The organism is Marinobacter sp. ANT_B65, from assembly GCF_002407605.1.
In the GTDB taxonomy this organism is placed as follows: Bacteria; Pseudomonadota; Gammaproteobacteria; order Pseudomonadales; family Oleiphilaceae; genus Marinobacter.
Genome location: NZ_NXGV01000001.1, coordinates 787,480 through 810,762 on the forward strand (window position 1 = coordinate 787,480; position 23,283 = coordinate 810,762).

Annotated in this window: 22 protein-coding genes; 15 read left to right on the forward strand and 7 right to left on the reverse strand. The window is 54.7% G+C overall.

Going from position 1 to position 23,283, the window contains the following annotated elements; genetic code table 11:
• Position 1 precedes the first annotated feature (1 nt).
• Positions 2-970 carry an EF-P lysine aminoacylase EpmA gene (epmA, locus tag CPA50_RS03755; RefSeq protein WP_096781120.1) on the forward strand — a complete coding sequence of 323 codons (969 nt, stop codon included), beginning with the start codon at positions 2-4 and terminating at the stop codon, positions 968-970.
• Between the two features lie 2 nt (positions 971-972).
• Here epmA and asd read toward each other — a convergent pair whose 3' ends face one another.
• On the reverse strand, positions 973-1,830 hold the full coding sequence (gene asd / locus CPA50_RS03760; RefSeq protein ID WP_096781121.1) for an archaetidylserine decarboxylase: 858 nt from the start codon (positions 1,828-1,830) through the stop codon (positions 973-975).
• 195 nt (positions 1,831-2,025) lie between these two features.
• Here asd and motA point away from each other — a divergent pair, with 195 nt between their 5' ends.
• Together motA and motB are read left to right on the forward strand one after the other, a co-directional pair.
• Entirely contained in the window at positions 2,026-2,877 is an 852-nt protein-coding gene (motA, locus tag CPA50_RS03765; protein ID WP_096781122.1) for a flagellar motor stator protein MotA, read from the forward strand.
• A gap of 39 nt (positions 2,878-2,916) precedes the next feature.
• Positions 2,917-3,876: a flagellar motor protein MotB gene (gene motB, locus CPA50_RS03770; protein ID WP_096781123.1), complete on the forward strand. Its 960-nt coding sequence runs from the start codon at positions 2,917-2,919 to the stop codon at positions 3,874-3,876.
• A gap of 19 nt (positions 3,877-3,895) precedes the next feature.
• Here the strand turns inward: motB and rsgA are convergent, their stop codons facing one another.
• The gene (gene rsgA, locus CPA50_RS03775) at positions 3,896-4,951 is read right to left on the reverse strand and encodes a small ribosomal subunit biogenesis GTPase RsgA (RefSeq protein WP_096781124.1); all 1,056 of its coding nucleotides are present in this window, start codon (positions 4,949-4,951) and stop codon (positions 3,896-3,898) included.
• A gap of 232 nt (positions 4,952-5,183) precedes the next feature.
• On the opposite strand from rsgA, the gene orn reads away from it, so the two are divergent.
• The gene (gene orn / locus CPA50_RS03780; RefSeq protein WP_096781125.1) at positions 5,184-5,726 is read left to right on the forward strand and encodes an oligoribonuclease; all 543 of its coding nucleotides are present in this window, start codon (positions 5,184-5,186) and stop codon (positions 5,724-5,726) included.
• On the opposite strand, the gene queG is transcribed toward orn, so the two are convergent.
• Complete coding sequence (gene queG / locus CPA50_RS03785) at positions 5,721-6,800, reverse strand: tRNA epoxyqueuosine(34) reductase QueG (protein ID WP_096781126.1); 1,080 nt, start codon at positions 6,798-6,800, stop codon at positions 5,721-5,723. The genes orn and queG overlap by 6 nt on opposite strands.
• Positions 6,801-6,947: 147 nt before the next feature.
• Here queG and CPA50_RS03790 point away from each other — a divergent pair, with 147 nt between their 5' ends.
• The 11 genes from CPA50_RS03790 to CPA50_RS03840 all read left to right on the forward strand — a co-directional run bounded on the left by CPA50_RS03790 (position 6,948) and on the right by CPA50_RS03840 (position 19,975).
• Positions 6,948-8,507, forward strand: a complete 1,560-nt coding sequence (locus CPA50_RS03790; protein WP_096781127.1) for an NAD(P)H-hydrate dehydratase — start codon at positions 6,948-6,950, stop codon at positions 8,505-8,507.
• Positions 8,507-9,004 (forward strand): tRNA (adenosine(37)-N6)-threonylcarbamoyltransferase complex ATPase subunit type 1 TsaE, encoded by a 498-nt coding sequence (gene tsaE, locus CPA50_RS03795; protein WP_096781128.1) that lies wholly within the window; start codon positions 8,507-8,509, stop codon positions 9,002-9,004. The genes CPA50_RS03790 and tsaE overlap by 1 nt, the downstream gene beginning before the upstream one ends.
• A gap of 52 nt (positions 9,005-9,056) precedes the next feature.
• A complete protein-coding gene (locus CPA50_RS03800) occupies positions 9,057-10,397 on the forward strand; it encodes an N-acetylmuramoyl-L-alanine amidase (RefSeq protein ID WP_179397193.1) in 1,341 nt (446 codons plus the stop codon).
• A gap of 32 nt (positions 10,398-10,429) precedes the next feature.
• On the forward strand, positions 10,430-12,346 hold the full coding sequence (gene mutL / locus CPA50_RS03805; protein WP_096781130.1) for a DNA mismatch repair endonuclease MutL: 1,917 nt from the start codon (positions 10,430-10,432) through the stop codon (positions 12,344-12,346).
• Positions 12,347-12,359: 13 nt separating this feature from the next.
• Positions 12,360-13,379 (forward strand): tRNA (adenosine(37)-N6)-dimethylallyltransferase MiaA, encoded by a 1,020-nt coding sequence (gene miaA, locus CPA50_RS03810; protein WP_096781131.1) that lies wholly within the window; start codon positions 12,360-12,362, stop codon positions 13,377-13,379.
• A 34-nt stretch (positions 13,380-13,413) separates the two neighbouring features.
• Positions 13,414-13,665 (forward strand): RNA chaperone Hfq, encoded by a 252-nt coding sequence (gene hfq, locus CPA50_RS03815; protein ID WP_096781132.1) that lies wholly within the window; start codon positions 13,414-13,416, stop codon positions 13,663-13,665.
• Between the two features lie 120 nt (positions 13,666-13,785).
• The gene (gene hflX, locus CPA50_RS03820; RefSeq protein WP_096781133.1) at positions 13,786-15,078 is read left to right on the forward strand and encodes a ribosome rescue GTPase HflX; all 1,293 of its coding nucleotides are present in this window, start codon (positions 13,786-13,788) and stop codon (positions 15,076-15,078) included.
• A gap of 85 nt (positions 15,079-15,163) precedes the next feature.
• Positions 15,164-16,351: an FtsH protease activity modulator HflK gene (gene hflK / locus CPA50_RS03825; protein ID WP_096781134.1), complete on the forward strand. Its 1,188-nt coding sequence runs from the start codon at positions 15,164-15,166 to the stop codon at positions 16,349-16,351.
• Positions 16,352-16,353: 2 nt separating this feature from the next.
• Positions 16,354-17,229 (forward strand): protease modulator HflC, encoded by an 876-nt coding sequence (gene hflC, locus CPA50_RS03830; RefSeq protein ID WP_096781135.1) that lies wholly within the window; start codon positions 16,354-16,356, stop codon positions 17,227-17,229.
• Between the two features lie 181 nt (positions 17,230-17,410).
• Positions 17,411-18,592 carry an ATP phosphoribosyltransferase regulatory subunit gene (locus CPA50_RS03835; protein WP_096781136.1) on the forward strand — a complete coding sequence of 394 codons (1,182 nt, stop codon included), beginning with the start codon at positions 17,411-17,413 and terminating at the stop codon, positions 18,590-18,592.
• A gap of 87 nt (positions 18,593-18,679) precedes the next feature.
• Positions 18,680-19,975, forward strand: coding sequence for an adenylosuccinate synthase (locus tag CPA50_RS03840; RefSeq protein WP_096781137.1), 1,296 nt, complete (start codon positions 18,680-18,682; stop codon positions 19,973-19,975).
• Between the two features lie 59 nt (positions 19,976-20,034).
• Here the strand turns inward: CPA50_RS03840 and cmoB are convergent, their stop codons facing one another.
• Genes cmoB through CPA50_RS03860 form a run of 4 tightly spaced genes read right to left on the reverse strand, consistent with a single transcriptional unit; the run spans position 20,035 to position 23,215 of the window.
• Positions 20,035-21,027, reverse strand: coding sequence for a tRNA 5-methoxyuridine(34)/uridine 5-oxyacetic acid(34) synthase CmoB (gene cmoB, locus CPA50_RS03845; RefSeq protein WP_096781138.1), 993 nt, complete (start codon positions 21,025-21,027; stop codon positions 20,035-20,037).
• Positions 21,028-21,052: 25 nt separating this feature from the next.
• Entirely contained in the window at positions 21,053-21,808 is a 756-nt protein-coding gene (gene cmoA, locus CPA50_RS03850) for a carboxy-S-adenosyl-L-methionine synthase CmoA (RefSeq protein WP_096781139.1), read from the reverse strand.
• Positions 21,801-22,187 carry a kinase gene (locus CPA50_RS03855; RefSeq protein WP_096781140.1) on the reverse strand — a complete coding sequence of 129 codons (387 nt, stop codon included), beginning with the start codon at positions 22,185-22,187 and terminating at the stop codon, positions 21,801-21,803. The genes cmoA and CPA50_RS03855 overlap by 8 nt, the downstream gene beginning before the upstream one ends.
• A gap of 29 nt (positions 22,188-22,216) precedes the next feature.
• Entirely contained in the window at positions 22,217-23,215 is a 999-nt protein-coding gene (locus tag CPA50_RS03860; RefSeq protein ID WP_096782320.1) for a serine/threonine protein kinase, read from the reverse strand.
• Between the last annotated feature and the right edge of the window lie 68 nt (positions 23,216-23,283).

Below are 23,283 nucleotides of genomic sequence, written 5' to 3' on the forward strand. Positions count from 1 at the left end.
TATGAAAAATCAGCCCGACTGGCAGCCTTCGGGCTCCCGGGCAGCTCTGGAAAACCGCGCACAACAGTTATCCTATGTGCGCGGTTTTTTTGCGCAACGGGATATACTGGAGGTTGAAACCCCGGTGCTTGGCCGTTGCAGTGTAACGGAGCCCAACCTTGATAGTGTATCCGCCGGGATAAGCGCCCAAGGTGTTATGGGCGGCTGGCTGCAGACTTCTCCCGAGTACCATATGAAACGCCTGCTGGCTGCGGGCTCCGGCTCTATTTACCAGATTTCAAAGGTCTTCCGTAATGGCGAGCGAGGCCGCCGCCACAATCCTGAATTCTCAATGCTTGAATGGTATCGCCCCGGCTTTGATGATGCCGCTCTGATGGCGGAGGTTGCCGAGCTCGTATGTTGTTGGCTGGAATGCCCTGAGCCAGAAGTAACAAGCTATCGCCAGGCAATGATTGACTGGGCAGGTATTGATCCCTTTGTGATATCGGAAAGCGACCTGCACCAGCGCTGTCGGCAATGGCTTGAGCCTGCACAGCTGGAAGACCTTAGTCGCGACGGTTGCCTGGATTTACTGATGAGCTTCGCTGTAGAGCCAAACCTGGGTATTGGTGCTCCGGTTTTCATCAATCAATACCCGGCGACCCAGGCCTCTCTGGCCAGAATCTCCAGAGTTGATGGTTTCGATGTGGCTCACCGCTTCGAGCTTTACATCGACGGCCTTGAATTATGCAATGGCTACTGGGAGCTCACCTGTGCAGACGAGCAGCGTGCCCGTTTTGAAGCAGACAATCGTTTGCGAAAGGCGGCCGGAAAGTCTGAAATGGAAGTGGATGAAGCCTTTCTTGCCGCTATCGAGCACGGCCTGCCGGATTGTGCCGGCGTGGCCTTGGGGCTGGATCGTCTGTTAATGCTGAAAACGGGTGCACGGGATATTTCGGACGTACTGGCATTTCCGTTGGAGCGGGCCTGAGGTCAGGGGTTAACCTGACCAAAAGCTTCGCCCATGCGAACCCGCTTCCCGGCGACCTGTTCAGCATTCCAGCCGACACTGCCCTTGGGCATAACCATCACTACCGTGGAGCCCAGGCGGAAGCGCCCCATCTCTTCGCCTTTAGCAAACGAAATGGCGCTCTCGCCTTCGTAGGTAATCGCCTTTACGCCGTTGTTGCCGGGCACCACAATGCCCGCCCAGGTCGTCTCAACACTGCCCACAATCATCGCGCCTACAAGTACCAGCGCCATAGGGCCTGACTCTGTATCAAAAATGCAGATAACCCGTTCATTCCTGGCAAACAGGTTGGGAACATTCTCTGCTGTTGCCGGATTTACTGAAAATAACTTGCCCGGAACATGAATCATTTCCCGAAGCGTGCCCGCCAGAGGCATGTGTATGCGGTGATAATCCCTGGGAGCAAGATAAATCGTTGAAAACTCACCCTCCGAAAACGCATCCGTCCGGTGAGTGTCACCGCCAAGCAGTTCTGTCAGACTGAACGATTGCCCCTTGGCCTGGAATACCCGGTCTCCGGTTACCTGGCCGAGCTGACTGATGGTGCCATCTACAGGGCTTACAAGTGTATTATGCCCTTCGGCAATCGGACGTATGCCGGGCTTCAGTGCCCGGGTAAAAAATGCGTTGAAGCTGGGGTAGGCTGTCGGATCCTGTTCGGCGGCTTCGCTCATGTCCACGTCATAGCGTTTAACGAACCATTTGACTACCCGGTTTTTGAGCGCAGGGGCGCGATCATTATCTGCCAGGCGGCCGGCCACGCTGGAAACAGTGTGCTGCGGCGTGACGTACTGACTCAGAACAAACAGCTTGTCGAACATTGAGGGGTCCTATGCGTTCAAAGGCTCGAAGTTTATCAAATACTATGGCAGGAGTGTTGTGCATACGTCTGTATGTATAGAAATTGTTTCATGGCTTCGCGGATAATGCAGAGGCTTGCTATGATCAAGCCAGAAAATCCGTGACTGACACCGGCACCGGCCGACAACCTAAATATAAAGGCTTACATTCTTCCCATGTTACTTATCATTGGCGCAGTGATTGTTGTTGCCAGCGTTCTTGGCGGGTATACCCTCCACGGCGGCAATTTAATGGTGTTGTGGCAGCCGACAGAGGTTCTCATAATCTTTGGTGCAGCCATAGGCTCTTTCATAATCGCCAACCCGCTTCATACTGTGAAGGAAGTTTTTTCCGGTGTTTTACGCCTGCTGACTGGTTCGCCGTTCAATAAATCCTATTACATGGATTTGCTGAGCATGCTTTATGAGCTCTTCGACAAATCCCGCAAGCAAGGCGTAATGTCCATTGAGGAAGATATCGATAACCCCGAGTCCAGCCAGATCTTCAGTCGCTACCCGGCGATCATGAAGTCAAAGGAACTGCTCGCTTTCATTACGGATTACCTGAGAATCATCAGTGCCGGAAATATGGCGACTCATGAGCTTGAAGGCATGATGGAGAGCGAAATCGATAGCCGTCAGCACGAACTTGAAGAACCTGCCCATGCCGTGAATAAAATTGCCGACGCGTTGCCGGGTCTCGGTATTGTGGCAGCGGTGCTTGGTATTGTAATTACCATGAATTTCCTCAGCGAGGGGCCAGAGCGTATTGGTCTGAGTGTGGCGGCAGCGCTGGTGGGAACCTTTCTGGGTATCTGGATGGGCTATGGTTTTGTTGGCCCGATGTCCATTGCGATGGAGCACGCTGCGAAATACGAGCTCAAAGCCTATGAGTGCGTTAAGTCCGCTATTGTTGCCACTGTTTCGGGGCAGGCACCCCAGATGGCCATCGAGTTTGGTCGCAAAGCGCTGCCAACCGATAAGCGGCCTGGCTTTCAGGAACTGAATGATCATGTGCGCGCCAAATAGCGCCACCTGCTCTCAGACCCCAGACCCAGGAGTGGCCTTGTGGAACAGCAGCCAATAATCATAAAGCGTAAAAAGGTTGTCGCCGGGGGGCACCATGGCGGCTCCTGGAAAGTGGCCTTTGCGGACTTCGCAACGGCAATGATGGCATTCTTTCTCGTGCTCTGGCTGACTGCCACGGCATCACCGGAACAGAAAAAAGCTGTGGAGGGTTATTTTCGCGATCCGGTCGGCTTTACAGACGGCGGGTCACCGAATCCCGTAGATCTTGAGGGCAGTGCTTCCGTAATCAATGAGGCAAGCATGGATGTTGATCCAGGCCAGATTCCGATCAGCGATAATGTGGTGGATGCGCTCTCGGAAACCCTTGAACAGCGCCGTATGAACGAGCTGTTTCAGGAATTGAAACAACGTATTGAAGAGAATGAAACGCTACAGGAATTCAAGGACCAGCTGTTAATCGATATCACGGATGAAGGGCTGAGAATCCAGATCGTTGACCGCTCAGGTCGCCCTATGTTCGATAGTGGCAGAGCCGAGCTGAAATATTATTCGCAGGAAATTCTGTTTGAGCTTGCGAAAACCCTCGGGACTGTAGACAACAGGCTCAGCATTACCGGTCACACAGACGCAACCCCCTTCGGCGGCCGGCCAGGATACACCAACTGGGAACTTTCAGCCGACCGCGCCAACACTGCCCGCCGGGCCCTGGTCGCAGGCGGCGTACGTGCCCAGCAGATTGCAAGAGTGGTGGGGTTGAGTGATTCCGTATTATTTGACCAGAGCGAACCGACAGCTGCCGTGAATCGCCGGATTTCCATTATCGTACTCAACAAGAAAACTGTGAGCAGTATCCAGAGCAGCGCCAGCGCGACGGGTACGCCTCTTATTGATCTTACGGCGCCATCGGAAGAAGAGCAGAATAAAGCCCGCGAAAACCTGGAGAGCGGTGACTGGCTGAAGGAGAAAGCGGAGCCTGCACCTGGCGAGCTTGACTGGTAGGTCGCCGGGCAGTGCTATCTCAGGTGGCTTTCAGGCCCCGTGACTGCTGCTCGGCCATATCCTCAAGAATACGATGAAAACTTCGTAGTCGTTCCGGGCTGAGTTTACCCGCTTCAGCCGCTGCATCAATGGCGCAGCCAGGATCACCCATGTGGCGGCAATTGCGAAACTTGCAGTAGCCAATAACATCGCGAATCTCGCGAAAGCCATACTCTATTTCCTGCGGCGACATATGCCAGAGGCCGAACTCCCTGATTCCCGGAGAGTCGATCAGGTCGCCGCCCATGGGCAGGTGAAAGAGCTTTGCTGTGGTGGTGGTATGAACACCTTTGCCGGTACTTTCTGAAACCGCGCCAACCCGAATTGCTTCATCGGGCATCAGTGTCTGGATAATCGATGATTTACCAACTCCTGACTGGCCCACAAACGCGCTTGTTTTACCTTTTACCAGCGCCTCAACCTCTGGTGAAGGTCCGCCGTCGAACTGAACTGCTGATGTGCGGACTATCTCGTAGCCCAGCGCAGCATAGCGTGCCAGCAGCGCGTCGATCTGGGCCCGGTTGCGATCAGTGATCAGGTCTGTCTTGTTCAGCAGGATGACCGCAGGAATATCTGTGATCTCTGAAGCCACAAGGTACCGGTCAATCAGGTTGTCATGGGGCTCAGGCTCCGGTGCGATTACCAGAATAATATGATCAATATTCGCCGCTACTGGTTTGACGGCACCAAAATTATCCGGCCGTTGTAGCAGGTTGTCACGATCACAGCGCGCAACAATCACCCCTGTTTCGTTCTTGCCTGGTCTCCATACAACCCGGTCACCTGTTACCAGGCTGTCGATATTCGCCCGGACAAAACAGCGGACAACGTCACCTTTGCGTTCACCCTCCAGGGCTTCCACATCAAGCTGTTGTCCATAGTGAGCAATAATCAGTCCTTCCTGTTCAGGCCCCAGTTCGCCAGCGTCGGCCTGCGCCTGAACCGACTTCTCTTTGCGGGCCGCGCGGGCAGCGCGCTCCTCCTGAACCTTCTTGATCCGGAATTGTTGTTGCTTGTTCAGTTGCCGTTTTGCCATAAAGTCTCAAATAACACGGATGAAAATGGTGACGTTGCTGTGACATCATACGGTAATTAATTATGTGTGGCTTTAATATGGCTGTTTCACCAATGGTATAACAGTGAATTATGGGGCGGGGCTGTCTTTACCTTCCGGGAGTGTCGGAGGCCATGGATGTGCTCGTAGCGGTTCCCGGCAGGTAAAGGGCAGCCCCGCCTACCAACGACGTTTGGTTAAAGAGGAAAGTAGAATGTCAGCAGGCAATCACCTGGTTTGGATTGATCTGGAAATGACCGGCCTTGATCCGGAAAAAGAACGCATCATTGAAATGGCCACCATCATCACTGATTCAGAACTGAACCTGGTGGCCGAAGGCCCGGTAATAGCGGTCCATCAACCCGACAACCTGCTGGATGCCATGGATGAATGGTGTACCCGCACCCACGGCGAAAGCGGGTTAACGAAGCGTGTCCGGGAAAGCAAAGTCTCCGAGGCTGAGGCAGAGCAACAAACACTGGCCTTTCTCAAAGAGTATCTTGAAGCCGGAAAATCCCCCCTGTGCGGTAACAGTATTGGCCAGGATCGCCGTTTCCTCGTGAAATACATGCCTCAGCTGGAAGATTTCTTCCACTACCGAAACCTTGATGTTTCCACCGTAAAAGAACTGGCCCGCCGTTGGCGTCCGGATGTGCTGAAAGGTGTGAAGAAGCAGGGCAGTCATCAGGCGCTGGATGATATCCGTGATTCTATCAACGAGTTGCGCTACTACCGGGAGCACTTTTTCAAGCTATAAGCCATGCTGTGCCAGGGCCCATTGAACATGCTCGCGGACCATATCTGAAGGGTAGTCCGCGCGCTGTTTCAAGGCTTCAATGACCGGAATTGTAGAAGGCGCATTGCCCAGCCCCACCGCAAGATTGCGCAGCCATCCTTCATAACCTGTGCGGCGAATTGCCGAACCCTCAGTTCGTTTTAAAAACTGCTCTTCAGTCCATAAAAACAGTTCCGCCAGCGAACTGTTGTTCAGGCCGTGTCTGGGCTGAAAATCATCCTCACGGGTAGGCTTTTTAAACTTCTGCCAGGGGCAGACGAGTTGGCAGTCATCGCAGCCAAAAACCCGGTTGCCCATCAGGGCGCGCAGATCTTCCGGAATGCTCCCCTTGAGTTCTATTGTGAGGTAACTGATACAGCGCCGGGCATCCAGCTTGTGTGGCCCCACAAAAGCATCCGTCGGGCACAGGTCGAGGCAGGCGGAGCAGGTGCCGCAATGATCGGTTTCAAAGGCAGGGTCTACGGGCAGGGGGGCGCTGGTAAATATCTCGCCAAGGAAAAAGAAGGATCCGGCCTTTGGGTGTATCAGCATATTGTTTTTGCCTATCCAGCCCAGCCCGGCACGTTGTGCCAGAGCTCTTTCCAGTACGGGGGCGCTATCTACAAAGGCACGGTGGTCATAGCCGCTTACTGCATCGTCAATTTTTTTTGCCAGGGTTGCCAGCCGCTTGCGGATCAGTTTGTGATAGTCCCGGCCAAGGGCGTAGCGAGTAATATAGGCGTTTTCGCGGTTAGTAAGCGCTTCTTTCGGGCTGTCCGGTGTGGGCATATAATCCATGCGTACAGAGATTACCCTGGTTGTACCAGGCACCAGGGATTTCGGGGTATAGCGTTTATCCCCGTGGTGAGCCATGTACTCCATCTCACCCTGATATCCCTTGGCCAGCCAGTCCTGCAGATGCTGGGCATGTTTGCCAGTGTCTGCGGTTGTGATACCGGAGTCGGAAAACCCGAGCTCTCTGGCCCATTGCCGGATAAGTGCAGGCAAATCAGTCAGTTCTGGAATCACAGATTTGTCGGTTTCAGTTGTGCTCATAGTTTCCGTTGTGCCAACTGCCCGGCAGGCGCTGGGAATAAGTATATTTAATTTGATTAAGTTATGACCTTTTCTATGGTTTTGCTATGCTTTACAGATAGCTGGCCAATTTTCTTAAACCGGTTTCTGTAACGGGAGCAAAGGTTCATGCCACCGCACACTGGAGGCAGTTTATCAGATGCGCTGTTTTCCGCCGATTCTGTGCGCCGTATCGATCAGTATGTAATCGGGCGCCAGGGCGTTGACGGCTTCGAATTGATGCAGTCTGCTGCCCGGGCGGCGTTTCGCCGACTGGTCGGGCACTGGCCCGATGTGGAGCAGTTACTGGTTCTTTGCGGCGCCGGTAATAACGGCGGCGATGGTTATCTTGTTGCTGCAAGGGCAGTCAGCCACGGGCTGACTGTACGTTGTATTGCGGTTGCACCTGCGGACAAACTTGGTGGTGATGCCCGCAAAGCCTGGGAGAAGGCGGTTGCGGATGGCGTGGAGGTGGAGGAGTTGGCAGACCTGGGCGAAGTCGGGCTGGCATCTCTGTTTGAATCGGCAGAGTTGATTGTTGATGCCATGCTGGGGACGGGTGTTTCCGGTGCTCCCAGAGAGCCGTTTGCCAGCGTAATTGCGCGCTGTAACCGCTCTGGTTTACCTGTGTTGGCAGTTGATCTGCCATCGGGGCTGAACGCTACCACCGGAGCGGCCGAGGGTGAGGTAATACAGGCTGCTCTTACGGTCACCTTTATCGGCCGTAAAGTTGGGCTGTATACCGGTCAGGGTGCTGCCGTGTGTGGTGGTGTGATTTTTGAAACGCTGAACGCGGATACGGGTGTTGTCGGGAGTGGTGAGTGCCCGATAGCCACGCTTCGACGCTGGGACTCCGTAAAATCCTGGCTGCCTGCCCGTGCGGCTGACGCGCATAAGGGTCGGTTTGGCCATGTCCTTGTGGTTGCCGGAGACCGGGGGTTCGGCGGTGCCGGTATTCTGGCTGCAGAAGCAGCGGTGCGCTCCGGAGCCGGGTTGGTTTCACTGGCTACGCGCCCGGAACATGTCACGGCCGCCTTGGCGAGGTGCCCGTCGGTCATGGTTCATGGCTTGATTCACGGTTCGGAATTGCCGGCAATGCTCGATGCGGCAACGGTAGTCGTGTGTGGGCCCGGTTTGGGGAGAAGCGCCTGGGGGCAGCAAATGCTCCAGCAGGTAATTGAAAGCGGCAAGCCCCGCGTTCTGGATGCGGATGCCCTTAACCTGCTTTCGTCACGGGTAACCACGTGTGCCAGCGCACAGATTCTTACGCCCCACCCGGGAGAGGCTGCAAGATTACTGGACTGCAGGGTTCCGGATATAGAGGTGAATCGTATAGCTGCCGCCCGCAAACTGCAGTCCCTTTACGGCGGTGTAGTGTTGCTGAAGGGGGCCGGGACGGTTATCGCGTCCGGGGCCGATGTGGTGGATATTGCGGGTGGCAGCAACCCCGGGATGGCGACTGGCGGCATGGGAGATGTGTTGTCGGGCGTCATTGGTGCGCTCTACGCCCAGATGATTGAAGAGCCTGCGCATGCTGCAACAATCGGGGCGGCTGTGCATCTTGAGGCAGCCTGCAGGGCATCGGCTGATAAAGGATACATGGGGTTGATACCGACCGACGTAATCGACGCATTGCCTCAGGTTTTCCGGGAAACAGAGGCAGTCAGTAGTTGCATCGGGGAGAACTGATGAGCATTTTCGGAAACGAGCGCAGGTTGTTTCTTGAAGGTGAGGCTGAAACAGAGAAACTGGGCGGCGAACTGGCCCGTCTGGCAAAAGAGTCGGGACATGGGCTGACGGTGTTTCTTGAGGGCGACCTCGGCATGGGTAAGACCACCTTCAGCCGGGGAGTGATCCGTGGTCTGGGGCACGAAGGTGCGGTGAAGAGCCCGACTTATACGCTTGTTGAGCCCTACGAAGAACTGTCACCGCCGGCCTATCATTTTGATCTGTACAGGCTGGGTGACCCGGAAGAGTTGGAATACATGGGTATCCGGGATTATTTTAACGGCCAGAGTATTTGTCTTATTGAATGGCCGGAGCGGGGGCAGGGGCTGCTTCCTTCACCGGATCTTGAAGTGCACCTGGAGTATCAGGGTGAAGGTCGCTCGGCAGTGGTCCGGGCGCGCTCGGAACTGGGTGCATCACTTTTGAACGAACTTGAACTGATAGGGCTGGACCATTAAAGGGCCAGCACTGGATAAACAGGCAAGCTGTATGACTAAATTCAAGCTCACGATGAAAACAACGATTGCTCTGGCATCTTTGTGGTTGCTCATGTCGAGCCTGTGCGCGCAGGCAGGTACACAGGTGGAAGGTATCCGCATCTGGCCGGCACCGGATCACACCCGGCTGGTACTGGATACTGCAGGCAAGGTCGATCACAACATGTTTGCACTGAGTAACCCTGCGCGTCTGGTGATTGACCTCAAGAACACCCGGCTGAAAACAGATTTCGCTAAACTCGATCTGTCTAACAGCCCGGTCCGGCGTATTCGTAGTGCCACACGCAACGGCACTGACCTGAGAGTCGTTCTTGATCTGGCCAAGGACATCAAACCGCGCAGCTTCCAGCTGGAACCCAATCAACAGTATGGCCATCGCCTGGTGCTTGACCTTATTGATGAAAGTGGAAGCCGTCTGGAGAAGGCTGCCAAGCCTACGGTAACCCACGATTCAGCCGGCAAACGCGATGTTGTTGTAGTTATTGATGCAGGCCACGGTGGTGAGGATCCGGGAGCTATAGGCCCCAAGGGTACGCGTGAAAAAGATGTGGTTCTGAAAATGGCTCACATTCTCGCGGATATGATTAATAAGCAGTCTGGCTATACCGCCAAGCTCACCCGGACGGGAGACTATTATATCGGGTTGAGGAACCGGACAATTCTGGCCCGCAAATACAGTGCTGATCTCTTTGTTTCTGTACATGCAGACGCGTTTCGTACGCCACAGCCCAAAGGCGCCTCGGTATTTGCGTTGTCTCAGCGCGGTGCGACCAGTGAAACAGCCCGCTGGCTGGCACAGAGCGAAAACCGATCTGACCTTATCGGCGGTACCGGGGGAGTTTCTCTTGATGGGCGCGACGATATGTTGGCTGGTGTGTTGCTTGATCTGTCTATGACGGCGAGCATTAACGCCAGTCTGGGTGTGGGCAGTTCTGTATTGGGCAAGCTCAACGGTGTGGCTAAACTGCACAAGCCAGGTGTAGAGCAGGCTGCGTTCGCTGTGCTCAAGTCACCGGATATCCCTTCTATCCTTGTGGAGGCGGGTTTCATCTCCAATCCTCAGGAAGAGAAGAATCTTGCAACAGACTGGTATCGCCGCAAGCTGGCTGGCGCAATCATGAATGGTATTGATGAGTACTTCCGTAAAACACCTCCCCCTGGCACCTTGCTGGCATGGCAGAAACAGAGCCGTCAGGGGGGCAGTCGTGTAAGTCAGTACAGAGTTCAGAGCGGCGATACGCTTTCAGGAGTAGCCAGGAAAAATCAGACTACTGTCAGCGAGCTTATGCAGTATAACGGCTTGAGGGATGACCGTGTTATGGTAGGGCAAACCATTCGCATTCCCTCATCCTGAGCAACATTCCGAACAAAAGGTAGTCCTGAAATATGCCCTCCATCCGATTGCTCTCGCCGCGATTGGCAAACCAGATTGCCGCAGGCGAGGTAGTTGAACGCCCTGCATCTGTCGTCAAGGAACTGGTTGAAAATGCACTGGATGCTGGTGCTGACCGTATTGATGTCGAAGTGGAGCAGGGTGGCGTCAAGCTGATCCGGGTGCGTGATGATGGCAGTGGTATTGCCGAAAGTGATCTGCCCATGGCACTCAGTCGTCATGCCACCAGTAAAATTGCCAGTCTGGATGATCTGGAATCCGTATCTTCCCTCGGATTCAGGGGTGAGGCTCTGGCCAGTATCAGCTCTGTATCCCGCCTGGCGCTGACCTCTCGTACTGAGGATCAGGAGGCAGCTTCCCGTGTAGAGGTTGAAGGTCGTGACATGGATGCACGAATCTCGCCGGCAGCACATCCTGTGGGAACCACTGTTGAAGTACGGGATCTCTTTTTTAACACCCCTGCAAGGCGCAAGTTTCTGCGTACCGAGAAAACCGAATTCAATCACGTTGAAGAATGCGTACGCCGTCAGGCTCTTGGCCGGTTTGACGCGGGCTTTACGCTGCGTCATAACCAGCGGGTTGTTCAGAATCTCCGGCCTGCGGAGTCTGTGCTGGACAGGGAACGCCGCATTGGCGCCTTGTGCGGGCAGAAGTTTATCGACAACGCAGTGGTTATCGATGCGGAAGCCACGGGGTTGCGGTTGTGGGGGTGGGTGGCTTTGCCAACGTTCTCTCGCAGTCAGGCCGACCTTCAGTATTTCTTTGTGAATGGCCGGGTAATCCGTGATCGGCTGGTGGCGCATGCCGTGCGTCAGGCCTACCGCGATGTGTTGTATAACAATCGTCACCCGGCGTTTGTGCTTTACCTTGAAGTTGATCCTGCAACGGTGGATGTGAACGTGCATCCGACCAAGCACGAAGTGCGTTTCCGTGATGGTCGTCTGGTTCACGATTTCATTTTCCGGACTTTACACAAAGCCCTGGCTGATGTGCGGCCGGACGACCACTTTCGTGGCGCCGCGGCTCAGTCCTTCAGCCGTGAAGCAGCCGGGCAGGGAGAATCTCAGACAGACAGTCAGGCCGCTCAGGCCCGACCCTGGAACGGGCAGCCAGGGATTCCGTCAACGGGAAACCATATACCGGGTACTGGTTTTGGTGGGCAGGCAGCCCCGCAACAGGAGTGGAAAGCCAGTGATCAGATGGCTTTCTACAAGTCTCTTGGCGGGGGTGGTGTCAGCTCTCCGCAAGCGTCGGTATCTCATGGGAGCACTGAAAGTGTAGCTGGCTCCAGGGCCGACTACCCGGGCATTGCTGACGATCAGGCCGAGCCACCTTTGGGTTATGCCATTGCTCAGCTGCATGGCATTTATGTGCTGGCACAGAGCAGCGCCGGAATGATCGTCGTAGATATGCATGCAGCCCACGAGCGGATTACATACGAACGCATGAAGCGCGCCCTGGCAGAACAGGATCTTAAAAGCCAGCCGTTACTGGTGCCTCTGTCTCTTGCTGTCAGTCAAAAAGAAGCAGCCTTGGCAGAGACTCATGGGGACGAGTTGCAACAGCTTGGGCTTCAGATTGAGCGGATCGGGCCGGAGACGCTTGCTATCCGGCAGGTTCCCGCGCTGTTGCGGGGGGCAGACACGGAGCAGCTTGTCAGGGATGTTTTATCTGACCTGATCGAGCATGGCCAGAGTGACCGCATTGAAGCCGTTACCCATGAGCTTCTGGGTACCATGGCCTGCCATGGTTCAGTGCGTGCAAATCGCCAGCTGACTATACCGGAAATGAACTCTCTGCTTCGGGATATGGAAGCGACAGAGCGCAGCGGCCAATGTAATCATGGTCGCCCAACCTGGACGCTGGTTACGCTGGCGGAGCTGGATAAACTGTTTTTGCGGGGGAGGTAGAGTGGAAACGAAAATGCCACCTGCCATTTTTCTGATGGGGCCGACAGCTTCCGGTAAGACCGACCTGGCCATGGAGCTCTGTGACCGTCTGCCTTGTGACATTATCAGTGTTGATTCGGCGATGATCTACCGCGGGATGGATATTGGTACTGCAAAGCCAACGGCTGAGGAACTGGCTCGTGCTCCGCACCGTTTGATTGATATCTGTGATCCGTCTGAAACCTATTCTGCCGCCGATTTCCGGCGGGATGCACTGGCTGAAATGGAACGGATATCCGGCGCCGGTCGTATTCCGTTGCTTGTAGGCGGCACCATGATGTACTTCAAGGCCTTATTGCACGGTATGTCCGGGCTGCCGGCTGCAAGCCCTGAGCTGCGAAGAACCCTTGAGGCTGAAGCAGAAAAGCTCGGATGGCATGCGTTGCATGAAGAGCTTCAGGCTGCTGACCCTGTTGCGGGAAAACTGATTCATCCGAATAATCGCCAGCGTCTGCTGAGAGCTCTTGAAGTCATTCGCCTGACAGGCCGACCGATTTCGGCTTTCTGGGAGTCTGAAGGCAGCCGGACGTCTCAGCAACAGCCGGGTCGGCAGGATATTGAGGATTACACATATTTTACTCAATGGCAGGCAGACGAAACTTCATCGCTTCCGTATACTGTAACGCAGCTTGCTATGGTGCCTCCAGAAAGGCGAGCGCTTCACGAAAGAATACATCGGCGCTTTCTGAACATGATTGAGATGGGGTTGCTGAATGAAGTCGGCGATCTGATGGGGCGAGGCGATCTGCACCCGGATCTCCCTTCAATGCGTTGTGTCGGCTATCGCCAGGCCTGGAGCCATCTGGCCGGTGAAGATGATTATGACGTATTTGTAAATAAGGGCGTTGCGGCCACCCGTCAGCTTGCCAAGCGGCAGCTCACATGGCTCCGTAAGTGGACTGATTTGAACTGGCTGAATAGCGAAGATCGCTTTATCGTTGATGCAGCCTTGAAAAAAATCAGATGTCACACCACATTTAGTTCTGAATATTGACTATCTGCATTTACTAATAAACAGGAGAATACACATGTCAAAAGGGCACTCGTTACAAGACCCTTACCTTAATGCCTTACGCAAGGAACGTATTCCGGTTTCCATATTTCTGGTTAACGGCATCAAGTTGCAAGGGCAGGTAGAGTCTTTTGACCAATTCGTAATTTTGCTGAAAAATACTGTCAGCCAGATGGTCTACAAGCACGCAATCTCCACCGTTGTGCCTGCCAGGAATGTCCGCATTCCACAGCAGAACCCGGCCGGAGAAGATGAGTCTGAAGACTGATCTTCCCGGGTTTCCGGTATTGCCACCCGCTTACCTGACGAGCCTCCGGGTTCCGATGGTAGCGGGTGTTTGTTTTTGTGACCTAAACAAACAAACTGATTGTTGCGGAGTTAATGCCCATTGTTTGAACGCCCTGATGTAGGTGAGCGAGCGATACTCGTCCATATCGATTTCACCTCCCACGACGGCTCGGAAGACCCGGATGAGTTTCGGGAACTTGTGTCGTCGGCTGGAGTCGAGTCGGTTGGAATCGTAACCGGATCCCGCAAGCAACCCAGCCCCAGACTGTTTGTGGGCGAAGGAAAGCTTGAGGAAATTCGCGATGCAGTAATCTTGCATGAGGCAGATGTTGTATTGTTCAATCACGCCCTCAGTCCAAGCCAGGAGCGGAATATTGAGCGTGAGCTCAAGTGCCGTGTGCTGGATCGTACCGGTGTAATTCTGGATATTTTCGCTCAGCGTGCCCGTACACATGAGGGCAAGCTGCAGGTGGAACTGGCTCAGCTGGAGCACATGTCGACGCGTCTGGTTCGTGGCTGGACACACCTTGAGCGGCAAGGGGGCGGCATTGGTTTGCGTGGCCCTGGTGAAACCCAGCTGGAAACCGACCGCCGACTCCTGCGCGAACGGATAAAATCAATTCACAAGCGCCTCGAGAGAGTTCGGCGCCAGCGTAACCAGGGTCGCAGAGCGCGCAAGCGTGCCGATATTCCGACTGTATCTCTGGTAGGTTATACCAATGCTGGCAAGTCCACGCTGTTCAACCGGATTACTACGTCTACCGTATACGCTGCGGATAAATTGTTCGCAACTCTGGACCCGACGATCCGTCGTCTGGAACTTCCGGATATCGGGGCGGTCGTAATGGCGGACACAGTGGGCTTTATCCGGCATCTGCCGCATAAACTTGTGGAGGCGTTCCGGGCAACTCTGGAAGAGACTACCGAAGCCACTATCCTGTTGCACGTCGTTGACAGTCACGATAGTCGTCGTGATGAAAATATTGAGCAGGTTGAGGAGGTGCTGGCGGAAATCGGTGCCGATGAGATACCTGTGCTGCAGGTTTTCAATAAAATAGACCTGATGGATGATTTTGCCCCTCGGGTCGAGCGCAACGAAGATGGTGTCCCTGTCCGGGCATGGGTCTCGGCCGTTACGGGTGAAGGTCTTGAGGGCCTTTATGATGCCATCGTTGAGCGGCTGGCTGAGGATGTTGTTCATCACTTTGTTTTGCTCGGGCCTGCTGACGGCAAGCTCAGAGCGCTCCTGCACGAGGCTAATTCGGTGCTTGGCGAAGAGCATCGCGAGACCGGAGAAACAGTACTTGAGGTCCGGCTCCAGCGCCGGGACTGGCTGCAGCTTCTTAGCCGCGCCGGCATGAGTGAAGAAGAGGTGCGCCTGGAAGACAGGTAAGCCTGAAACCATAGCAGCTATTGCCGGGGCGATGATAAATCCCTAGTATTTGCAACCATTCGACACGTTAGGAACGGAGAGCACTATGGCCTGGAATGAACCGGGTGGAAATCGCAACGATAATGACCCCTGGGGAAATGGTGGTGGTCGTCGCGGTAATGATCAGGGGCCACCAGACCTTGATGAGGCACTGAAAAAGGGTCTCGACAAGCTCAACAAAATGCTGGGCGGCAAAGGCAAGAAGTCGGGTGGTGGCAGCAATGGCGGCGGATCAGGAGTGGCCGGCAGCTTTGGTGCCGTTCTCGCGCTCGCAGCCATTCTTGTGTTGGGCTACGTCGTCTTCCAGTCGTTCTACACAGTAAACGAACAGGAGCGCGCGGTGGTGCTGAGGTTTGGAGAGTATTCCAAGACCGAAAGCCCTGGCCTGAGATTCAAGGTGCCGCTGATTGATGATGTAACCAAGGTATTGGTCACCAGCGTGAGAACCGCCCAGTCCAGCGGTCAGATGCTGACTCAGGATGAAAACCTGGTTACGGTTGATCTGCAGGTACAGTACCGGGTGGGCGATGCCCGCGATTATGTGCTGAACGTGCGGGATTCCAATCAGGCATTGGCATTTGCCACAGATAGCGCCCTGCGTCACGAAGTGGGCAGTTCGTCGCTGGACGACGTGCTCACAGAAGGTCGTGCAGAGTTGGCCGTTCGTGTTGAACAGCGGCTTCAGGGCTTCCTCAAGGAATACGGAACAGGCCTTGAAATTGTGCGGGTTAACGTTGAAAGCACCCAGCCACCGGCAGCTGTGCAGGACGCCTTTCGGGAGGTTCAGCGTGCCCGTGAAGACGAGCAGCGTGTGAAAGAAGAAGCTGAAACCTATCGTAATAAGGTGGTTCCGGAAGCTCGTGGTCAGGCTCAGCGCATGATCGAAGAGGCTAACGCCTACAAGCAGGAAGTTATTGAGCGTGCTCGTGGTGAAACTGCCCGTTTTCTTGAGTTACTGGCTGTTTACCAGATGGCGCCTGAGGTAACCCGTGAGCGGATGTACCTTCAGACTCTCGAGACAGTACTGTCCAACAGCAGCAAGATTCTTGTGGATACTGAGAGCAGTGGCAATATGATGTATCTGCCTCTGGATCGTCTGACCCAGGGCTCATTGCCACGCAGCGGAAGCCAGTCTTCCAGCAGTGGTGGAGAGATGGATATTCAGTCGGTCACTGATCAGGTTATCCAGGAAATTCGAACCAGGCAGGAAGCTAATACACGGAGGAGCAGATAATCATGGGACCTAAAGGTGTAGTGGGCCTTGCAGGCGCTCTGATCGTCATCCTGCTGGTAATGTCGAGTGTATTTATCATTCCGGAAACCCATCGTGGAGTGATGCTGAGGTTTGGTGAGTTGGTTGAGACCGACATCCGGGCGGGCATTCACTTCAAGGTGCCGGTAATCGATCAGGTTCGTGAGTTTGATATCCGTGTGCTGACGATGGATCTGCCTTCCCGGCAGTATCTGACGATTGAAAAGAAGCCGCTGGATGTCACCTCCTATATCGCATGGAAAATCCGCGATGTGGATCAGTTCTACCGGGCGACCGGCGGAGACGAGTTTCGCGCTCAGTCGCTGTTGTTATCCCGGGTGGATAACGGCTTGCGGGATGAGTTTGGTGTTCGCACGATGCACGAAGTTGTTTCAGGTCAGCGTGATGAGCTGATGCATAACCTGCGTGACCGGGTAAACGAAACCTCCGTTAAGGAATTCGGTATTGATGTAAAGGATATCAGGGTCAAGGCTATTGAGTTTCCGGGACAGGTCAGTGACAACGTCTATCGCCGTATGGCGACAGAACGTGAAAAACTGGCACAGGAATTCCGTTCCCGTGGTCGTGAGCTTGCAGAAGGTATTCGTGCCGATGCAGACCGTCAGAAAACCGTTACCCTGGCGGAAGCCTTCTCTACTTCGGAAACAACCCGGGGTGAAGGGGATGGTGAAGCAGCCCGGATCTACGCAGATGCCTATGGCTCCAGTCCGGAGTTCTACAGCTTCTATCGTAGCCTCCAGGCCTATCGGAACACCTTCTCTGGCAAAGACGACATAATGGTTATTGACTCCAAAAGTGAATTCATGAAATTCATGAAGGATTCAAAGGGCGGAAACTAAACTCTGCCCTGTAGGTCGAAAAACCGGAATACTGAGGTATTCCGGTTTTTTTGTGTCTGCCAACAGTGTAAAATCCGTCAGGTTTTGGTTCGGGTTTTTCTGCCCCGAATTTCACCCTAAAAAACCTGCGCGCTTCTTCTGCTTCACAAGCTGGCGTTTGCAGGATGGACAACGGAATCTCATGACAGTATCTGATCGCTGGTTACTGCCGGACGGGGTGGAGGATATCTTGCCGCCACTGGCCGGACAGATAGAATCCCTGCGCCGGGATGTAATGGATACCTGCCAGCGTTGGGGCTACCAACTGGTAATCCCACCGCTAATCGAATATCTCGAATCTCTTTTTACCGGAACCGGGCATGACCTGGAGCTGCAGACCTTCAAGCTGACTGATCAGCTGACTGGCCGCATGATGGGTGTTCGTGCTGATATGACGCCCCAGGCGGCCCGGATTGACGCTCATACGCTGGGGCAAGACGGCATTACCCGCCTGTGTTACGCGGGGCATGTACTTCATACCCGGCCCAGGCACATGCTGACCGGACGTACGCCGATTCAGGCAGGCTGTGAGCTGTTCGGCAGTGCGTCTGAAGCTGCGGATCTCGAAATCATCAGCTTGATGCTTGAAGCTCTTCGTGTGGCCGGTTTGCCGGGCATTCACCTTGATCTTGCGCACGTGGCCATCTATGAAAGCCTTATTGGCGAAGCCGGGTTTGATCGCGATACAAGTGCGGCAATATTCGACGCCATGGCTCGCAAGTCGGTACCTGAACTGGACAGGCTGCTGGGTGACTGCCCCCTCGGTTCAGCCGGCGCACGTCTGCGGGACCTTGCGCGTGTCAATGGTGGCCCTGAAGCTCTGACAGAGGCGCGCAGAATATTAAGTGGAGCCTCCGAGAACCTGAGCGCTGCGCTGGATCAGTTGGGTCGGGTTGCCGGGATGCTTGAGAGAGACTACCCGGAGATCAGTTTCGGTTTCGATTTCTGCGAACTGCGTGGTTATAACTATCATACAGGCCTGGTTTTTGCGGCTTACGTGCCAGGCTGCGGTGATTCTGTCGCCAAGGGCGGCCGCTACGATGCGATAGGCAGTGACTTCGGGCGTGCCCGTCCCGCCACAGGATTCAGTCTGGATGTGCGAGCTCTGGTAACGCTGGGTAAGCGCTCAGTTAATTGCGGCAAGGCCGTCTGGGCCCCTGCAGATAATGACGCAGCGCTGGAGCAGTTGGTCTCGGAACTGAGGAGGACGGATACCGTCGTCCGGGCTCTGCCGGAAGACAACGGAGTGGACCCCGTAACCCGTGGCTGTGACCGTAAGCTGGTAAAGCAGGGTGATCATTGGGTCGTTCAGGCACTGAGTTAGCGCCATTTAGCTGCAGTGAACTCGTACAGGTACATTTGCCAAATTTGCAAGACGCACCTCTTACCGTGTGCGCATTGAGAGATAATCATGGGTAAAAACGTTGTTGTGCTGGGCACCCAATGGGGTGATGAAGGCAAGGGTAAAATCGTCGATCTGCTGACGGAAAAAGTCGCAGCGGTAGTACGTTTTCAGGGAGGCCATAACGCGGGCCATACTCTGGTTATAGAAGGCAAAAAAACAGCCCTGCACCTGATTCCCTCCGGTATCCTGCGGCAGGACGTTCAGTGCCTTATTGGTAACGGCGTTGTTGTTTCGCCTGAGGCCCTGCTGAAAGAAGTCCGTGAACTTGAAGCGTCTGGCGTTGCGGTTCGCGAGCGGTTGCGTATCAGTCTGGCCTGCCCGATTATTCTGCGCACTCACGTACGCATTGATCAGGCCCGTGAACGCGCCAAGGGTAATGACAAAATCGGTACCACCGGCAGAGGTATTGGCCCTGCGTATGAAGACAAGGTTTCCCGTCGGGGAGTTCGTCTCGGCGACCTGTGTAACCCGGCAGATTTCGAATTGAAATTGCGGGAAATCATGTCTTATCACAACTTTGTACTGACTGAGTACTTCAAGGAAGAAGCCGAAGATATTGATGCGGCGCTGGATGAGCTGAAGCAGATGGGAGAGGAAATCCTGCCGATGGCGGCAGACGTTACCGACCTGCTTCACGACTACCGCAAACGCGGCGATGATATTATGTTTGAAGGAGCTCAGGGTTCCCTTCTGGATATCGACCTCGGCACCTATCCGTATGTAACCTCATCCAACACCACAGCAGGTGGCACGGCTACAGGCTCCGGTTTTGGTCCTCTGTATCTGGATTATGTACTGGGTATCACTAAAGCCTATACCACGCGAGTGGGCTCAGGACCTTTCCCCACAGAGCTCTTTGATGACCTGGGCCAGCATCTGGCGGTCAAAGGTAATGAAGTCGGTACGACTACCGGTCGTTCCCGACGTTGTGGCTGGTTTGATGCGGTTGCGCTGCGCCATGCAATCCAGATCAACAGCGTGTCCGGTATCTGTCTGACCAAGCTGGATGTTCTTGATGGGCTGGAAACAGTCAAGGTCTGCGTAGGCTACAAAACGCCGAATGGTGAAATTACCCGGCCACCGATCGGTTGTGACAGTTTCAAGGATATAGAGCCGGTATACGCCGAATTGCCGGGCTGGAGTGAAAGCACTTTCGGGCTGACCACGCTGGAGCAGTTACCGGAAAATGCACGGGCTTATATCCGGTTCCTGGAGGAGCAGATCGAAGCTCCTATCGATATTATTTCCACCGGGCCTGACCGTGTGGAGACCATTATCCTGCGTCACCCCTTTGACAGCTGATCGTCAAAGGAGTTGAAAACCCGCCCTGCCTTCAACGGCAGGGCGGGTTTTTTTTATTTTCAGGGCTTCTCGGCAATGATTGTGGCGCGTTTTGGCCCGGGGTAGCCTTCGATGGTTTTCCCGGGGTCATCAGGATCCAGGAAATCCTGAAGGGAGTTAAAGCGCATCCAGTCTGTACTGCGCTGTTCGTCTGTGCTGGTCTCAGACACATCCACAACGCGGGCATTGCGGAACCCTGTACGGTCCAGCCACCGCAGCAGCGTGTCGCAGCTCGGCAGGAACCATACGTTGCGCATCTGCCCGTAACGGTCTTCGGGCATCAGGCTATAGCCCTCAGGCCCATCCACCACCAGAGTTTCCAGTACCAGCTCTCCACCCCTGCGCAGCGTTCCTTTGAGTTCGAGCAGGTGATCGAGCGGTGATCTGCGATGGTAAAGGACACCCATGGAAAAGGTGGTATCAAAGAGTTCCAGATCTGCAGGCAGGTCTTCCATCCGGATGGGCAGAAGATCAACCGCAACCTCGCCCAGATAACGTTTTACGCTGAGAAACTGGAACATGAACAGCAGTCCGGGATCAATCCCGATTACACGCCCAGCTCCGTCGCCCAGCATGCGCCAGCAATGGTAACCGGAGCCACAACCTACATCCAGAACGCGCCGGCCGGAAAGATCAGAAAGGTAAGGCGATACCCGATCCCACTTCCAGTCGGAACGCCATTCTGTATCAATGTGAGTCCCGAAGAAGTCGAAAGGCCCCTTGCGCCAGGGCATGAGTCCTCTGAGCCCGCTCTCAAGCATTTGTTGCTGGCCGGAGTTTAGCGGGTTCGCGGAACTTAAGGAGATCGCCGGGGTGTTCAGCTCCGAGGTGGTCCCGGAAATATCCGGGAGGCTGTCAAGTGCTGACTGCCAGCGGCCGATGTCGCCGTGGGGATTGTCATCAAAGCGCTGTATAAGCTGGCTTCTGATCGTGTCTGCCCAGCTGCTCTGGCCAGTGTCGTGCAGGTTAGCCAGAAGCTGGCCAAAACAGGTTTTCCAGTCAAAATCCGACATGGGGGGCATAGTCTCCGTATGGGGTTCAGGCGGCCTTTATAGCCAGCATGGATACGAAGTTGAAGCACTGATACCAGACAAGCACTCGGTCAAACCCTGCGTCTTCAAGGCGCTGCTTGTGAGCATCCAGTGTTTCCGGGATCAGTACCTGTTCAATGGCGCTGCGTTTCTGGCTTATCTCCAGATCGGAGTACCCGTTGGCACGCTTGAACTCATGATGAAGGCAAGTCTGAATATCCTGTTCATCCTCGGAATCGAAGCGGATTTTTTCAGAAAGGATCAGCACACCTCCAGGGCGGGTTGCCTCGGCAATCTTGCTCAGAAGGCTGCTCCGCTGCTCCGGGGGTATAAACTGTAATGTGAAATTGAGGGTCGTCACCGAGGCGTTTTCAAGCTCTGTTTCCTGAATGTTCTCGCAGCGAAGCCGGACCGGCAACGAATGGTCGTCCAGTGCGATGTAATGCTCGCAGCGCTCGATCATGGCGGCGGAATTATCCACGCCAGTCAGAGAACAGCTATCAAATGAAATGCCATGACGCATAGCCAGAGTGGATGCGCCCAACGAGCAGCCAAGGTCATAACAATTTGAACCGGCCTGGGCATATTGTTCGGTAATGACTTCAATCATCGGGATGATAGTGGTGTAGCCAGGCACAGACCGGCGAATCATGTCCGGGAATACGCGGGCAACCGCAGCGTCGAACCGGAAGTCTTCTGGCTGCCGTTCAGTAGCAAAAAGCCGGTCTGTCAATTGCTCTGGTGAGCTATCAGCCTTACTCATCGCTGGTGGGTTCCTCTGGTTGCGTGGGCATCTCTGGCTGCGATATCGCAGCCGGTGCGGTCGGAGATGGCCGGGAACAGCGTACGCCCCGGTTTTTGTAATCTACAAGGATGCCGCGAAAAGACGGATCCACGTCGGCGGCAATGGCGAGATAACCGTTTTCGCAGGTTGCATGAAGTTCAGAGGCCTTGGGTGACATCCGGAAGGTTTCTCCCGGCGTTACATGGATTGCCTTGAAGTCGCCGACCGGTACATAGTCCTTATTGTCTGAATGCTTGATGCTTCCGCTGACTTCCAGTACCAGTACAGTGCCCACGATGGATACCAGGGCGGTAAAAAACAGGCTGCGGATAGTGTAACGGGTCTCGTTCTGGCTCATGCCTACCTCAATTTACTGTGAATGAATGATCAGTATTGACCGGGAAGTACAATAGAAGGCGCTTGCAGAGCCGCCAGCTGTTCTCTCAGCGCCAGTACCTGGTCAGACCAGAACCGCGGTTGGGCGAACCATGGGAAAAAGCGCGGAAAAGCCGGGTCATCCCAGCGTTTTGCCAGCCAGGCGCAGTGGCTGATCTGCCGGTAACAGCGCAAAGGCTCAATCAGGTGTCTCTCACAGCGATCAAAATCCCGGAACATTTCATAGCCTTCGAGTAACTCGCCCAGTTGTGCCCCGCGTTCGTTGTCCTCGCCATTCAGTAATAACCACATGTCCTGAATGGCCGGGCCGGAACGGCAATCGTCCAGATCCACAAACAGCATCTGCTCATCGCGGCACAATATGTTACCGGCATGGCAGTCTCCGTGCAGTCGCAGTGTTTCGACTTCTCCGGCATTTTCCATGCGGGCCCGACAGTGAGTCAGCAGATCCGGTATCAGACTGTCCCACGCGGGCCGAAGGTCTTTGGGAATCCAGTTTCCTTCAAGCAACAGCTGATTGTTTGCTTCGATACCATCCAGCAGCGACAGGGCGGTGCGATGACGGAAAGGCTTAACAGCACCAATATTATGAATCTGGCCGAGCCACTGCCCGAGTCGGTAGAGAGTATCGGTAACGCTTGTGTCAGGTGCCTGCCCGCCACGCTGGTCAAAAACGGCGAAAAAAAAGTCACCGTGTTTCCCCAGGGTGTCTCCCGACGGCATCACCAGTGGTGCGACAACGGGAATATCCGCTGCGAGCAAGTCCCGGGTAAATTCATGTTCTTCCCGCACCTGTTCTTCTGTCCAGCGGCCGGGGCGATAGAATTTGGCGATCACCGGTGCCCCTTCATCGAGACCAATCTGATATACGCGGTTTTCATAGCTGTTCAGGGCAAAAAGGCGACCACTTACCGCGAAACCGGCATCTTCCATGGCATCCAGAATGGCGTCTGGTGTCAGGGCATCGTATGGGTGGGTTGAAACGTTCATTTTAAAGCGCAGCCCGACTGGTAAGTGTGGGCCCAAGTATACCTTCTTGGCAGCACTCCCGTAATGCA

What these genes read in the sequence shown, in the direction of transcription:
- epmA (WP_096781120.1), top strand. Translation starts at nt 2, where the DNA reads ATGAAAAATCAGCCCGACTGGCAGCCTTCGGGCTCCCGGGCAGCTCTG.
- asd (WP_096781121.1), bottom strand. Translation starts at nt 1,830, where the DNA reads ATGTTCGACAAGCTGTTTGTTCTGAGTCAGTACGTCACGCCGCAGCAC.
- motA (WP_096781122.1), top strand. Translation starts at nt 2,026, where the DNA reads ATGTTACTTATCATTGGCGCAGTGATTGTTGTTGCCAGCGTTCTTGGC.
- rsgA (WP_096781124.1), bottom strand. Translation starts at nt 4,951, where the DNA reads ATGGCAAAACGGCAACTGAACAAGCAACAACAATTCCGGATCAAGAAG.
- orn (WP_096781125.1), top strand. Translation starts at nt 5,184, where the DNA reads ATGTCAGCAGGCAATCACCTGGTTTGGATTGATCTGGAAATGACCGGC.
- queG (WP_096781126.1), bottom strand. Translation starts at nt 6,800, where the DNA reads ATGAGCACAACTGAAACCGACAAATCTGTGATTCCAGAACTGACTGAT.
- CPA50_RS03790 (WP_096781127.1), top strand. Translation starts at nt 6,948, where the DNA reads ATGCCACCGCACACTGGAGGCAGTTTATCAGATGCGCTGTTTTCCGCC.
- tsaE (WP_096781128.1), top strand. Translation starts at nt 8,507, where the DNA reads ATGAGCATTTTCGGAAACGAGCGCAGGTTGTTTCTTGAAGGTGAGGCT.
- CPA50_RS03800 (WP_179397193.1), top strand. Translation starts at nt 9,057, where the DNA reads ATGAAAACAACGATTGCTCTGGCATCTTTGTGGTTGCTCATGTCGAGC.
- mutL (WP_096781130.1), top strand. Translation starts at nt 10,430, where the DNA reads ATGCCCTCCATCCGATTGCTCTCGCCGCGATTGGCAAACCAGATTGCC.
- miaA (WP_096781131.1), top strand. Translation starts at nt 12,360, where the DNA reads ATGCCACCTGCCATTTTTCTGATGGGGCCGACAGCTTCCGGTAAGACC.
- hfq (WP_096781132.1), top strand. Translation starts at nt 13,414, where the DNA reads ATGTCAAAAGGGCACTCGTTACAAGACCCTTACCTTAATGCCTTACGC.
- hflK (WP_096781134.1), top strand. Translation starts at nt 15,164, where the DNA reads ATGGCCTGGAATGAACCGGGTGGAAATCGCAACGATAATGACCCCTGG.
- hflC (WP_096781135.1), top strand. Translation starts at nt 16,354, where the DNA reads ATGGGACCTAAAGGTGTAGTGGGCCTTGCAGGCGCTCTGATCGTCATC.
- CPA50_RS03835 (WP_096781136.1), top strand. Translation starts at nt 17,411, where the DNA reads ATGACAGTATCTGATCGCTGGTTACTGCCGGACGGGGTGGAGGATATC.
- CPA50_RS03840 (WP_096781137.1), top strand. Translation starts at nt 18,680, where the DNA reads ATGGGTAAAAACGTTGTTGTGCTGGGCACCCAATGGGGTGATGAAGGC.
- cmoB (WP_096781138.1), bottom strand. Translation starts at nt 21,027, where the DNA reads ATGTCGGATTTTGACTGGAAAACCTGTTTTGGCCAGCTTCTGGCTAAC.
- cmoA (WP_096781139.1), bottom strand. Translation starts at nt 21,808, where the DNA reads ATGAGTAAGGCTGATAGCTCACCAGAGCAATTGACAGACCGGCTTTTT.
- CPA50_RS03855 (WP_096781140.1), bottom strand. Translation starts at nt 22,187, where the DNA reads ATGAGCCAGAACGAGACCCGTTACACTATCCGCAGCCTGTTTTTTACC.
- CPA50_RS03860 (WP_096782320.1), bottom strand. Translation starts at nt 23,215, where the DNA reads ATGAACGTTTCAACCCACCCATACGATGCCCTGACACCAGACGCCATT.